This is a genomic window from Colwellia chukchiensis (genome assembly GCF_002104455.1).
GTDB classification, from domain to species: Bacteria; Pseudomonadota; Gammaproteobacteria; order Enterobacterales; family Alteromonadaceae; genus Cognaticolwellia; species Cognaticolwellia chukchiensis.
In genome coordinates this window covers 37,723-51,764 of record NZ_NBOC01000003.1, presented here as the reverse complement: position 1 = coordinate 51,764, position 14,042 = coordinate 37,723, and the positions used below count along the sequence as shown (strand labels likewise).

Sequence of the window (14,042 nt, the reverse complement as noted above, 5' to 3'; positions counted from 1 at the left end):
CTATCTGTAGGTCGGACTTCAGTCCGTCATAGGTTTTAAAATGCCAACTGTGCTGGGGCTGATGGACTAAAGTCCAACCTACAACAGCATAGGGGCGAAGATTAATAGTAAAACAGCTATCTGTAGGTCGGACTTCAGTCCGTCATAGGCTTTCTATGTGCTAAAAAGGGTACTTTTTTGGAGATGGACATGAACAAAAATTCAGCGTTAGTGCTAGGCTTTATTCTAATTATTCTGTTCGGTTGCTCTGAGCCAGAGTTGGTTTATAACGAAGCTAAAGATAATAACTCTCTGCACGCATTAGCAAAAATAAACCTACAAAATTTTGACGACTTACCTTTTTATGAGGTACCAAAATGGCGTTATGATATCGCGCAATATCAAGGGCCTTATTCTGAGTCTGGCGAATATTACCAAGAAAAAAATATCATTGCCCCGCCTGCATTTAGGAATACGGTTGATATCGGAAAAGGTGATTGGCTTGTGGCTGAGTTATATACGCGAACAGCGGATCCAATCATACTTGACTATCTGGACGTAACCACTGATCCGAAAGACCCTGACAACCAAGTATTAAAAATTAGCACGCCTGAGCATACTGATGCCGTAGTTTTGCGCTCTAAACATCCATTACCGCCTAAATACCGTATTAGCTTAAGAATAGGCTTTGCGAATTATGGCGATGACACAGCACTAAATGGTTATAGCGATGGCAATGAAACCGCGGAGCCATGGCGGCAATTATCAAGTGTTGGCCATAATGGTTTTTATTGGTTAGCTATTTTAGATAGCCCACCTAGACCTCATAATAATGTATGGATGCATCACCACCGAAAATTTGTTATCGATAGTTGGAATCGGGATAAATTCCAAAACACGGTGAATGTCATTGCACTTGATGGCAAAAGTGCCACCCACCCAGTTTTTGGTAAGAAATTTATTAGCTATCTTGATGGCCGTTGGCAAAAAATATCAGACGTGCCTGTTGATTATTACTTGCCAAACGAATGGTATACCGTCACTTTTACCCGCACCGCGCTATATTATGAGTTTGCGATTGAAGGTCGTTTTAAGCATGCCGGCCAAACAATTTATACCGATAGAATAGATTATCGAAAAAACTGTATTTTTCACTATAACCAAACACCAGAAGAGTTGACGCCAAATTGCATAAATAACACCCACAATGTTATTTCAGGAAAAAGCTTTACCGACTGGCCTCGCGGTAGTGCTTATCCTGAATACTTTATGCTTGGTGAGCCTCACATTAATTATTATGAAGGTAGCGTTTTAGTTGATGATATTAGCTTGGAGCTTTTGTAGTTCACCTTGGCAATTATAGCGTGTGCAAGGAATGAACTGCCAATGCAGCTGGCTTTGGCTAATGTTTTTAAGGGCTAATTTTAATCGGGTAATCTTAAAGGCGCGAAGCGAAGCGTAGTGCTGACCATTAATGGCATAGCTAGCAAGGATTAAAGCACTTTTAGCGCCGTTTGAAATATGAATAAGCTGATCCTTATCATGCTCGCTTTGTGACACTAGCTGCCAATCGTTTGGTATCAAGCTATTGTCGTAATAGCTGGGCTTTCCATCTAAATCTTCACCGTTAAAGCTATAGACCAGTTTAGTTGTGCTAGCCGTATTTTCAGCTTGCACAAAGCTATAAAAATGAATTTGCGGTTTAATGGCGATATTGATATCGCTTGTCAGCATATTTTCTGCTGGCGTAGGAGCGAATAGACGAGTTACGCTGGTTGAAGACAAAGCCAGTACACAAATGACTAGCGTTAAGGTCATAGCTTGGGGAGAGCTAGCGACATAAGTTTGTTTAGCCTGTACCCGAGTTAAGTCAAAGTCAGCAATTTTATTACCCCACCAAAATAACAGCACCATAAAGGGAATAAACAAATACCAGCCAAAGGTATTATGATCTTCCATTAGGCTACTTTCCATATTGGTATACTCACCAATTAAGATCAGAGCGGTTATTCTTAGCCAGTTGGTTATCAAAGCACCTACGATGGCAATAGTAAAAAACAGCAAAGCTTTGCGTATATTTTTAATATACAGAAAGTTAAATAATGAACTGATGGCTAACGCAACAATAAGATACCGTAGACCACTACAGCCGCCAGCTATTTCAAAGACACCCGCTGGAATAGTGACAAAGTTGCCTTCAACATAAGTAGGTATACCCGTAAAGCTCATTAAATAAGTCACGGCTTTTACCGAAATATTTTGCAGGCTGATAGTGAGCAAGCCCCAAACTGGTAGAATAAATATTAAGAACAAGCTCGGAAAAACTATGTATTTATTGAATCGGTACAGCATGTTGATACTAGATATCAGTACAGCTAGCAGGGCGCACCAGTAACCTAAGCTGATTTGTGCCGTACTGGTAATAAATAGTGCCAAACAAGCAAGCACAAATAATAAAGATGCTGGCAACGACAATCGGTCTCGAAATACTAGTTTTCCAGCGTTTTGTAGCAAATAAAATAAATACAGGGTAATAAATGGAATTAAGTAGGCATGAGAATAAGTGCCGTCGTCAAAACTGTGCCGCCATAACGTCGTTAATACAGGCACGTTGAAAAGAGACACTGCAAGTAGGATCAGAAAAACACCGATAAGTTGCATGCTTATGGTTGGCCTTGTTGCTGGTAAATTTTGAGTCAATGTTGTCATTTTGTCTTTTATATTGTTTTTATTATGTGTGCCGTTAAAAATTCTCGGCTATTTTAAATAGTGCTCCGAGCGCACTTTTGTATGGCATCTATTTACTGTAACAGTCAAGTTAACAAGCTTTTATTAGTTTGTCTTTATTTAACGATTATAAAACGGTTATATTTAATCCACAGAGTAAGTAATATCAGACTAATATTAAACTGTGCAACCAGTAAGCATTGAATCATCAGCTTAAGTTTATTGTAAAGTAACAACTTTCGCTGAAATAAAGTGATGGCATCACTACTTTAATTCTTTAAAAGGTGCATACTTAGTATCAGTGTTAAAAATAAATAAAAAACAAAAGGAGTTGATAGTTTGAAACTCAATCTGTTCATAGCATCTATAGGGCTTACCTCAATAATTACGGCTTGTGGCGAAACGAGTACAGCCCAAGATCACATCGTAAAAGCTAAACAGGCGATAGAAAAAAGCCAATTTAGTACCGTAGAAATAGAATTAAAAAATGCCCTAAAAATTGACGCCAATAACGCAGAAGCACGATTTTTGTTAGGGAAGTATTATCTTTCACAAGGCAGTGCTTTAGAGGCCATTAAAGAGCTGGAAAAAGCACAAGCACTAGGCTATCTAGACAATAAATTAACGCCAGCACTTGCGCGCGCTTATTTGCTTGCCGACGACAATGAAAGTGTTTTAGCGCTTGCTGACACAGAGCAATTGCCGCAAGAGCTGAAAGTAGAATTTTTGGCCTATAAAACCTTAGCCGCCATTCGAGCACAACAAATTAACCCAGCGCGGCAAGCGTCAGAGCAAGCTTTGAGTTTAATGCCCGGCAGTATCTTTGCCATACTCTCTCAAGCTTATCTGGCTTTATATGACCAAGATCTTGATAAAGCAGAAGCTTTAACCGCTAAAATTGATGCCATAGACGACAGTAACCCTGAAGTTGTTATGTTAGCGGCACAAGTGGCTAGCGCCCAAGAAGACTTTCTAACGGCGAGCAAGCACTATAAGCGTTATGAAGTGCTGCAACCAAACGCACGTATTGTTTATTTATTAATTGCTGATAGTTTGCTGAAAGCCAAAAAGTATAACGAAGCTGAAAAATATGCCGATATAATTTTAAAATTGATACCGGGACAGCCTTTAGCAAACTATGTTAAAGCCATGGCTCGCTTTGTCAGTAAAGACTTTCAAATTGCGGTTGAGTTAGCAGAAAAAGCCATGCAGAGTAACTTCAATTCTGCTCAAGTGCGTTTAGTGGCAGGGGTGAGCTCGTATTATTTGTCAAATTTTGAGAAGGCGCATCGTCACTTATCGGCTATTGAAAAGTTTTTAGTGCCCGAGCATCCTGCAAAAAAAATGCTAATCGTCAGCCAGTTTCAGCTTGGCTTAATTGATGACTTAACCTATGCACTGGACAGCTTTTCACCGCAAAGCCATGAAGATGAAAAGTTTCTTTCCGCTTTAAGCTTTAATTTATACTCAGTGGGCGCCACGCGCGAAGCAAAAAAGTTTGCTGAAAAGTCCGCAACCAACCCCAAAGATAGCACCGCCATCGCCAATGCTCGTCATGGCATGTTAAAGCTATTAATGAATGATCCGTCTGGTGTTGACGACCTCGAGCTAGCACTAGAAACCGACCCCGACTTAAAAGGTGCCGAGATCGCCATCGCCTTTGCTGCCTTGCAATCGGGTAAGCTAGATAAAGCCCTTGAACTGGCAGAAAAGTGGCAAGCAAAACACCCAGAAAATGCGGGCAGTTATAATATGTTGGCAGCGGTTTATATTGCCCAGCAGCAAATAGACCTAGCAAAACAAGCGTTAGATACCAGTTTATCAAAAGAGCAAGATAACCTTTTTGCGCTAACCGAATTGGCCAAGCTTAACTTTTTAGCTGATAACAAAAAGCGCGCGCGCGAGCTTGCGCAACGTGCGGTTGATAAGTTTCCGGATAACCCAAAGGCTTTACGATATTACTACGCGGTTCAAGCGGATGAAAAAGCCTTAGCTCAAATAAAACAAGCTTATGAAAAACACGTTGATAATATTGACTTAACCTTACTCTATATTGATGCCTTGATTAAATCAGACGACTTAATGCAAGCATTGGCGGTTTCCAACACCATAGATAATAGCGTGAAAACGCCGAAAAAAGCTTGGTTGCAACGGATAAATATTTACAAACAACAAGGCAATGACTTGCAATTAATCACCACCATTGAAAAATGGCTGCAAGCGAATCCTTACCACATTGAACCTGTGCTTTTGGCTTCAGATTATTATGTAATGCAACGGCAATTTGAAAAGGCGTTGCAATATTTAGACAAAGCATTATTGAACTACCATCAAGATGATTTACTGTTAAAACTGGTTAAGCTGCAATTGTTACTCGATACAGCTAATACCTATGAAGCTAAAAAACTTTATCAAGATGCGCAATTTCAGGATCTAAGGCCCGAGTTGAGATCGGGCTTAGCAGGTCGTATTGCGTTACTCGAAAAAGATTATGCACGCGCAGTAGAAAAACTAGCGCCGTTTTACCAAGCCTACCCCATGAGCCCCAATGCGATTTTATTATCGATCGCCCATAGAGGTAACAAACAACCAGAACAAGCGAATAAGGTGCTACAGCAGCACTTAGAGAACAATACACAAGATGATCGTGTTCGAATGATGCTAGCGAATAATTACCTCCTTACAGCACCAGAAAAAGCCATTGATGAATATGAAAAACTCATGCTAAGCCAAAGTGATAATGTGATTATTGCTAATAACCTCGCATGGCTAACTATGGAAAACGGTCAGTACAAAAAGGCACTTGAGTATGCAGAAATCGCCTACAAACTTGACCCAAGCATAGCCAATGTCGCGGACACTTTCGCGCAGGTTTTATTAAAACTTGATAACAAGCGTGGCGCGTTAGCCAAAGCGAAAGAAGCATTTGAAATTTCAGACGGTAAAGATATTGATATAGCGCTAAATTATATAGAGATATTGATCTTGAATAGCCGAAAAAATGCAGCAAAACAATTGCTTGCTAACTTAAAGCCCAGAACAAGCAGGCAACAAAATAAAATGAATGCGTTACTAACGTCTCTGTAATTAATAAGGATTATTATGAAAAAAACGAGCAGCATAAGTGCAATGGTTTTAATGTCAGCAGCGCTGACGTTAAGTGCGTGTGGTGAAAATAAGTCTGCTGAACAATATATAGCGGACAGTCAGACTTTATTACAGGCGAAAGATTATAATAAAGCCATTATTCAACTTAAAAACGCTATTCAAATTGCTCCAAAAGATGCCAATACCCGGTTGCTTTTGGGTCAAGCCTATTTGCAGCTTGGTAACTATACCAGTGCAAAAAAGGAACTGGAGAAAGCGGTTGAGCTCGGTTTGAGCTTACCACAAGTAGCCGCGCCTTTAGTGCAAGCCATGTCAAAAATGAATGAATTTGACGAAGTGTATAACTTTGTCGATGAAACCAGCGCATTGAGTGCAGAGCATTACCTTGTGGTACTGACATATGCAGGTATAACGGCAATGAACCAGGGTGAGCAAGAAAAAGCGGCAGATTATTTAGAGCAGGCGTTGTCTTTAAGCGAAGACTCTCCCTATACCGCCTTAGCTGATGGCTATATAAATTATTTAAATAAGCAATACCCAGCCAGCTTAGCCTTAGCGCGAGATCTGCTAGCCACCACGCCTGATTTTACCGAAGCTCTGCTGCTTGAAGGTTATACGCTTATGGCCATGAAAGAGTTTGAACAGGCGAGTCAGGCTTTTGTTAATTATGTAAGCTATCACCATGAAGCACACTATGTCAGGCTGCTTGAGGTTAATGCCTTGATAGGCGCGCAAGATCTTGATCAAGCACAGCTAAAAATTGACAAGCTATTAAAAGTATTCCAAGAAGCACCGCTAGCATTGCAATTAAAAGCGCAAATAGCATTTTTGAAAAAAGAGTATGATATTGCGTTTGAATACGCAGAAAAAGCCATTAACAGTGGTTTGGATTATCAGTTGACCCGCTTAATCTCAGGCATTAGTGCGTTTAAATTAAAGCGCTTTGAAACGGCATATCAACACTTAAACAACTATGTTGACAGTTTGCCACCTGAAAGCGACTTACTACGGTTATTTACCTTTTTGCAATTGAAATTAGGCTATGAGCAAGGGGCATTAGAGAGCATAGAAGAGTTTGATGAGCTATCCGAAATTGATGGTGAATTATTTGCTGAAGCTGCAATGCAAGTAGCCAGATCCGGCGATGTCAATAAAGCGAAAGAGCTGATCGCTAAAGCCAATCAGCTTGATGAGAATAATACCGTTAACTTACTGCGCGAAGGGCTATTAAAGTTGCAAACTGCCGATATATCCGGTGTTGATGAACTGGAAGCGGCGATAAAAAGTGATGCTGAAGTGAACAGCGCTTGGTTAACCATTGCGCTAGCCCATTTACAAAATAATGATTTATCACAAGCTTTGGTGGCCGCCGAAAAGTGGCAGCAAGTAAGCCCAGCTGACGGCTTAGTGTTAAAAGCTATTATTTATTATCATTCGAAACAAAATATAAAAGCCATTGAAATGCTTAACGAGGCATTGGCCATTGAGCCGACGCATATGGGCGGGCAATTGAATTTGATTCGTGTCGCGATGAAAATTAATGACAACGCACTTGCCATGCAGACCGCTAAAAATATTTTAGCGGCAAAGCCAGATCACCTGAAATCTATGGTGGTCATTATCAGTCTATTGCGCGCAGAAGATAAACTAGCAGACGCGAAAGCTTTTATTCAGGCACATATGCAAGCGCACCCCAGTTTACTGGCACCTAAAATTGCGATGGCTATAGTGTATCGACACGAGAATCAATCTCCGTTAGCCATCGAGTTGCTCAGTGGCGAGAAAGCCAGGTTAAGTGCCATTGGTTGGAAAATATTGGGTGATAGCCAATTGTATGCCAGAAAGTTTGAAGATGCATTGGAGACTTTCACCGAATGGAAAGAGTTATCGCCTAATATTCTTGAGAGCTGGTTGAAAATAATTGCCACACTTGATGTGTTAAAAAGAGATGAAGAGGCCTATAGCACGATTAAGTCAGCAGAAAAGGTTTTTCCTGAGCATGCGCAGCTGTTGTTGTTAAAGCTTCATTTTCAAACCGAGCTTGGCTTTTTATCTGATGCTAAAAAAACACTGTTAACCCTGAAAAATAATAACGTTGCTTCGACGTTAATGGATCGATTAGAGGGCGAACTTGCACTCGCTTCGGGAGACTTAGATATAGCAGAAGAATTATTGCTTAGTTATTACAACAGTGTGCCATCAATTGAGTCAGCGACACTAGTAGCTGAAGTTTTGAAGTCTAAGGGACAAGTACAACAAGCTGGTGAGCTTCTAAAAAAAGAGTATGAGCGCGGTAACAAATCGTTAAAAGGCTTATTTACCTTAGCGAAATTTTTCTCGTCCACTGAGCAATACGACGAGGCAAATCGTTACTATTTTAAAGTCTTAGAATATCGCCCAAAAAATATTATTGCGTTGAATAATTTAGCATTGAATATGTTAAAGCTAAATCAACTAGAGCAGGCAGATAAGTACGCCGAGGCCGCGTTTAAGCAGATGCCAAACCACCCAGCTGTACTTGATACCCTAGGTTGGATCAAAGTACAAAAAGGCGAGCACGATAAAGGGCTGGAGTATTTAACACAAGCCTATGGACTGGCTCCAGAGTCACAGGAAATTAAAAACCATTACCAGCAAGCAAAGGAGTTATCGGGTAATTAGTGTCAACTAATTTTACAGTTTGGCCTAGGGTAACGGTACGAAATTATTTAAGTTGTTGTTTTATTGTTTGTTTTATGTCTTGGCATAGAGTGTGCATTATTAGTGAGTAATTCGATTATGAATTCGAAATAACACTAACAATGTTGATCACAGATATAAGGAAAATATGATGAAATTTAAAATGAAGAACTCATTAATAGCATTAGCTCTAGTCGCGGGTGTATCAACTTCGGCGACAGCTAGTGAGATAGACTTCATGGGCTCGCAATACGGCGGCTTTGATGTAACATTTGACTTAATCGACTTTTTAGCCGAGACAGCAACAGTGACTCAAACTGATTCGAATAATGATGGCACTATTGTTGGACCTGACTTTTTTGATGAGTTTGGCTCAACCAGTGTGGTTGCTTTAACGCTTAATAATGCCTCACAGTTTTATTCAAACACCACTTTTGATGGTAGCCCATTGGAATCAGATATGGTGTTGTATTTTGATTACAATGTGCAAGGTACTGCAACACAAAGTGGTCCTAATGACACAGATGTAAACTTTACAGCCCTACCAAGTGCAGAATTGTACTTATATTGGGATCAGTTTGGTGTTGATGGTAACTTAGATGGCTTTGGCGGCACTAATGACCGTGAAACTAAAGTATCGTTAGCTACGTTTACCCTTAACGGTGGTAGCTGTTTACTAGATACAGTCGTTGATGCTGGCACTGGTGATGTTTCAATTAATGGTCCTAGCTCATGTGAAATTTCTATGACAGGTAATTTCACGGCGGGTAACTTTTTTACCAGTTGGGGCGCTGACTTATCAACATTAACCAACCCCATCGGTATTGACTATGCGGCGACAGTTCAAAACCTTAATGGTTTGAACTTTAATTACGCTGCCGCAGGCGGACAACAAGTGTTTAATGTTGACCATGATGGTAATATGGCGATTAATGTTCCAGAGCCTACTACACTTGCTATTTTAGGTTTAGGTCTTTTAGGTTTTGCTGGCACTCGTCGTCGTAGCTAAGCTTAACCCGATATCATAAAAACCGAGTTTAATAACTCGGTTTTTTTATGGCTAAAATTTGTCGCTACCAATCTTCAATTATGCATATTTACATGCCGGCGCTTGATAAATTGCGATAGCAGTATACTGTAGCAGCATATTTGAAAGCTTAGTTGAAAACTCAGTTGAAAAGATAGTTGAAAGCTCAGCAGAGAGGCTTAGCTAGCGAAGAGGCGAAGATAAAAAATGCGGCATCACGTTTAAGTCTGGCGGCATCATAACTGTTAAGTGATGTTAATGAGTGCTCAGCATGTGAGTTTTAGTCGCAACAATAAAACGGCTGCTGATAGCTTTTGAGTTAAATGGGGTTATATCTGCTTATTACTTGCCTCGCTGCTTCGTCCATTGAAAATTCCATTGCTGAGTTTGGCTTATCGACAATAAAAACCAATAGCATGGTCTATTGTGGTGCTTAAAGTGAGGTGTTGTAAACTGAAGTGCTTTAAAGTGACTTAGCAGCGGCTATAGTGCTTGCTTTGCTTGTTTGTTCGCTATACCCGCCAAATAGAAAGTTAGCGGGTAGCTTGATAGCGATTAAGTCTTGATAATGAGCTCAGTGAGTGGTTTCCTGGTAGAGCGTGAAGTAGGTAGTTGGCTGCGGCCAATACGTCCTAAAAATAAGGTATTCTCGGTGTTATCTAATAAAGCTTCAAACATGGCTTTGCCTTTTTTAGCGTTTTCCACTACCGCCTCATCTTGACTAAATTCGATATTTTGGCGCAGGTACTTAGCAAATATCACAGGCGTTTGCTCTGGCTGAAAGCCTAAGCCTAATTTTGCAGTAGTCAGCCAGAAACGTTGAATAGCTCGACCTGCATTGACATAGTCTTCAATAGAACTTGCTTCTTTATCTGCTTGAATGGCAAAGTGGGCACAACTTTTTAGGCTAGGGATAAAGTCGAGTTGAATTCGTGGCATTAAGGTGCCAGCAAAGTATTTATTTGCAATCTCGATTCGCTTCCAGTCTTTAAATAACCACTGCATTAATCTTGCGGTAGCCCAGTCAACACCCAGTGCTTTTTCTGGAATTTTCGTTTCACTAAATTGCTGATGCCAATCAATAATGTTTTTGTGGGTATGAAAAGCTTCTTTCATTGTTAAACGCGTTTTGGCATTGCAGAAGTTGAGCTTCGCTAATTTAAGTCGATCATCAAATGACTCAAACCAAGTAACGCTAAAGCCTTCAGGTAATGCGTTTTCTAATGCCGCTTTTTCACTTTCAGATAATGGCCGCGTGCCCATGGCTCTGCGTTGTACCGCTCTAATTTTAACATAGGGCAGTAACGTGTTGGGCTTAATGGACTCGTCGGCAACTAAGTTTACTGTGATTTTTATGTGCTGTGGATCAGTAAAGTCGTTGGTCGACTCAATGTTGAGGCCAAATTGTGAGGCTGAAATGGCGATGGTTTCTAATAAAATACCATGTGCTAGGTGGCTAGAATGACCATCTAAATCATAAACACAATGTTCGCGCGTATCTGTACCATGAATAATAAAGCTTGTTTCGTTAATAATTTCAAACTGCCAAGCTTGCATATTGTCGCCGCTAGGTGCCCATCGGGCATAGTCGAGTATTTTTTCAATCAATGATAATGGCTTAGTGTTTGTGGTTGCGGTGGGACTTAGGTTGCCAAGCAGTTTTTTCTTACCAATGTTAAATGCTAAGCGCTGTATCGGATTGTTGTTGCCACCGGGACGCCAGGTTTTTTTAAATTGGTTGGTGTAGGCGTCAAAATGGAGACCCCATGGCACATTCAATACTTTGCCTCGATTGAGTAATATTTTCAGTACTTGAGAACCAGCCACGCCTGATGCTAATTGACAGCCCATCATGGTAGAAGGTCCTTTTTTATTGGCCAGATCTAATCTGCTCGGGTCAACTAAATAAGCTTGTTGTAATGCGGCAGGGGTTAAGCCGAGAAAAAACCTTAGGTATTGTTCATGCTCACTGTAGCCTTCTAAGCGAAAGTACTCTTCAAAGCTCATTTTCCCGGGTAAAAAGTTTAAATACGCAGTTCCCATGCCAATTGGGGCCGCAGTTGTGGCAGCAATACCTTTGTCAGCACATAATTTAAAGACGTGCTTTCGCGCTTCAAGTGCAAAAAAATCTAGTGAATCAACGTAGCAATCAACGTCAGACAAAAAATCTTCAGTATTGTGGTGGTTAATGCCTTCTGGAAATAAACGAATATCGACTTCAGGGTTAATGGCTTGTGCCATTTCAACCATCACGTCGAGCTTTTTTTTACCATAACTTGCCGTGTTAGCGCCAGCTTGTCGGTTAGTATTCTCACAAGCAAATTCATCGAAGTCTGATAAATTAAACTGGCTGATGCCAGCTCTGACTAAAGTGAGCAAATGCGAGCCGCCGACGCCACCCATGCCGGCAATAGCGATGCGTTTAGTACGCAAAATCGCTTGTTCGTCTTCGGTAACCCAACCAATATTTCGTGAAAATGCTAACTGGTAGTCAAATTGCTCGCTCATTGTTGCCTCGTTATCTGTCGGTGACATCCGTGCTTGGGATCTTAAAAGGAGCATCGTTATAGGGTTTTAACTCTATCTGCTCTGCCATATCCTTTTTGATAATATCGTAAAGCTCTTTAAGTTGTTCGTTTAGCTCGCGTTTGAAATCATTTTTATCTAAATAGAACATCGCGCGCCGACCATGATAATCCATATCATCACCGATTTGTTGAAACGGTAAGCCTAAACGCTTTAAGCGTCGGTTTAATCGTGGCTCCATCATTACCACCATGCCTGCGTGGTTACATAAGCTTGCCAAGGCAATGCCACTTAAATACAGCCCCATGGCAATGTTAGGAAAATTACGACGTTCTTCTTCAGTGTAAACGGTTTGTGAATTGACATTGTTAAGCACAAAAGGCACGTCTTTTTCATGAGGGCGTCGCCTAAATGAGGACAGAACCGCTAAACGAGATATTTCACCAAAGCTTCCTCGAGCTAATGCTGTGGTATCGAGTATTTCTTTGCGGGCACTTGCTAGGCAATTTGCTTCAAAAGGCAAGGCTTTATCAGGTGTGTCTGTTGGAGGAATGATTAGCCGTATACAGCCAGCAAAATTACCCGTACGTCTGTGCTCTAAAAGGCAATGGTAGGCATAGTCGTCGCACTCGTCAGTTTCCATTTGCTGGTTGTTTTTCGGCTCCCAGCCCAATTCAGCACTATAAACTGCATAGCGAATCCTAAAGGCTTCTTGCCTTAGTTCCTTGGTACTAGCAAAATGAATTTTAAAGTACTGATTAAAATGTTTTGCAATTGAAAAGTCACTCATTGGTCAATCCACACCTTTATGACTGTTTTATTTAAGTTATGTACAGTTAAGAATATACCAACATCTAGCGTATTTGCTAATATAAACGCATGTTTTTTTTCAATAATCACTTTACATGTTAGCTGTTTTAGCCTGTGATTTAATGCCGCGTTAAAGTAAGTATCTCGCGATACTTAGTTAAGAATGTTATCACTAGGTTGCTGCGCTAACTTTATACTTCTGTATCAGTTACTCAACTAGCTATGGTGAGCACTGAAAAGCAAAGGAGCAACTACAGGCTGTAAATTGATATATTGGTTGGTGATTAAGAGGGTAGCTAATTATGCACTAGCATTTTTAAGGGGCAAAACAAATTGCTGTGCTAATAATTCAGCATGGATTAACTCATAGAGCTCTTGTAATTCAGGCTTTAGGTTTGATTTGAAGTTTTCCCTTGCCAAGTGAAACATTGCGCGCTTTCCGTGATGTTCAATAAGGTCACTGGCTTGTTGAAACTGCAAGCCGATTCGAGATAAGCAACGGTTCAATCTAGGCTCCATCATAACAAAGGTACCTTGGTGATCACAGATATCAGCCAAGGATAATGACGCTAAATATAAGCCAATAGCAATGTTGGGAAAGTTTCTGTGTTCATCCTCAGTAAAGATAGTATTGGACTCAAAACTGTTAATTACAAATGGCTTTCGGCGCTCTCGTAAGCGGCGTCTAAATGATGATAATACCGCTAACCGTGATATTTCACCAAAACTGCCCCGCGGTAACTCTGTAGAATCAATAACCTCAGGCCAAGCGTAATGTAAGCAATGGTTTTCACAGGGCAGTAAAAAGTCAGATCTATTGGCGGGGGGAACAATTAAGCGTATACAGCCGGCATAAGTGCCCGTTCTACGATGCTTGATCAGGCAGTGGTAGGCGTAATTGTCGAAGATGTCTGTTTCCATCTGCTGCTGGTTACCCGTTTCCCAGCCTAACTCATAACTGTATACGCCATAGCGAATTTTAAAAACCTCTTCTTTTAGGGCACGCGTATTGGCTAACTGAATTAGAAAATAACGATCGAAGTTGTTGGCAATTGAATAGTTTTTCATGGTTCTATCTATGCCCCCAGGGTTCATTATTATCAAAGATAGGAAGAGAAAATAACCGCTATTAGTTGTAAGCCTGAATTGTTATTAGTCGTGAGCTTTATTTCTATTTTAGCCGAGA

8 protein-coding genes are annotated in these 14,042 nt (G+C 40.6%); 4 read left to right on the top strand and 4 right to left on the bottom strand.

The annotated features are described in order from the left end of the window. Nucleotides 1-189 precede the first annotated feature (189 nt). Entirely contained in the window at nt 190-1,323 is a 1,134-nt protein-coding gene (locus B6K83_RS05455; RefSeq protein ID WP_085283961.1) for a hypothetical protein, read from the top strand. On the opposite strand, the gene xrt is transcribed toward B6K83_RS05455, so the two are convergent. Further along, a complete protein-coding gene (gene xrt / locus B6K83_RS05450) occupies nt 1,291-2,688 on the bottom strand; it encodes an exosortase (RefSeq protein WP_085283960.1) in 1,398 nt (465 codons plus the stop codon). The two genes, B6K83_RS05455 and xrt, sit on opposite strands and share 33 nt — an antisense overlap. Nucleotides 2,689-3,045: 357 nt before the next feature. Between xrt and prsT (B6K83_RS05445) the strand changes: the two genes are divergently transcribed. The 3 genes from prsT (B6K83_RS05445) (at nt 3,046) to pepA (ending at nt 9,502) form a co-directional block, all read left to right on the top strand. Beyond that, the gene (gene prsT / locus B6K83_RS05445) at nt 3,046-5,793 is read left to right on the top strand and encodes an XrtA/PEP-CTERM system TPR-repeat protein PrsT (RefSeq protein WP_085283959.1); all 2,748 of its coding nucleotides are present in this window, start codon (nt 3,046-3,048) and stop codon (nt 5,791-5,793) included. Nucleotides 5,794-5,808: 15 nt separating this feature from the next. Next, the gene (gene prsT / locus B6K83_RS05440) at nt 5,809-8,475 is read left to right on the top strand and encodes an XrtA/PEP-CTERM system TPR-repeat protein PrsT (RefSeq protein ID WP_085283958.1); all 2,667 of its coding nucleotides are present in this window, start codon (nt 5,809-5,811) and stop codon (nt 8,473-8,475) included. A 166-nt stretch (nt 8,476-8,641) separates the two neighbouring features. Further along, nucleotides 8,642-9,502 (top strand): flocculation-associated PEP-CTERM protein PepA, encoded by an 861-nt coding sequence (gene pepA / locus B6K83_RS05435; protein WP_085283957.1) that lies wholly within the window; start codon nt 8,642-8,644, stop codon nt 9,500-9,502. A 573-nt stretch (nt 9,503-10,075) separates the two neighbouring features. Here pepA and B6K83_RS18675 read toward each other — a convergent pair. From B6K83_RS18675 to B6K83_RS05420, 3 genes are all read right to left on the bottom strand, one after another. Next, a complete protein-coding gene (locus B6K83_RS18675) occupies nt 10,076-12,028 on the bottom strand; it encodes a ThiF family adenylyltransferase (protein WP_085283956.1) in 1,953 nt (650 codons plus the stop codon). Nucleotides 12,029-12,038: 10 nt separating this feature from the next. Beyond that, on the bottom strand, nt 12,039-12,836 hold the full coding sequence (locus B6K83_RS05425; protein ID WP_085283955.1) for a PEP-CTERM/exosortase system-associated acyltransferase: 798 nt from the start codon (nt 12,834-12,836) through the stop codon (nt 12,039-12,041). Between the two features lie 320 nt (nt 12,837-13,156). Beyond that, entirely contained in the window at nt 13,157-13,924 is a 768-nt protein-coding gene (locus B6K83_RS05420; protein ID WP_085284139.1) for a PEP-CTERM/exosortase system-associated acyltransferase, read from the bottom strand. Between the last annotated feature and the right edge of the window lie 118 nt (nt 13,925-14,042).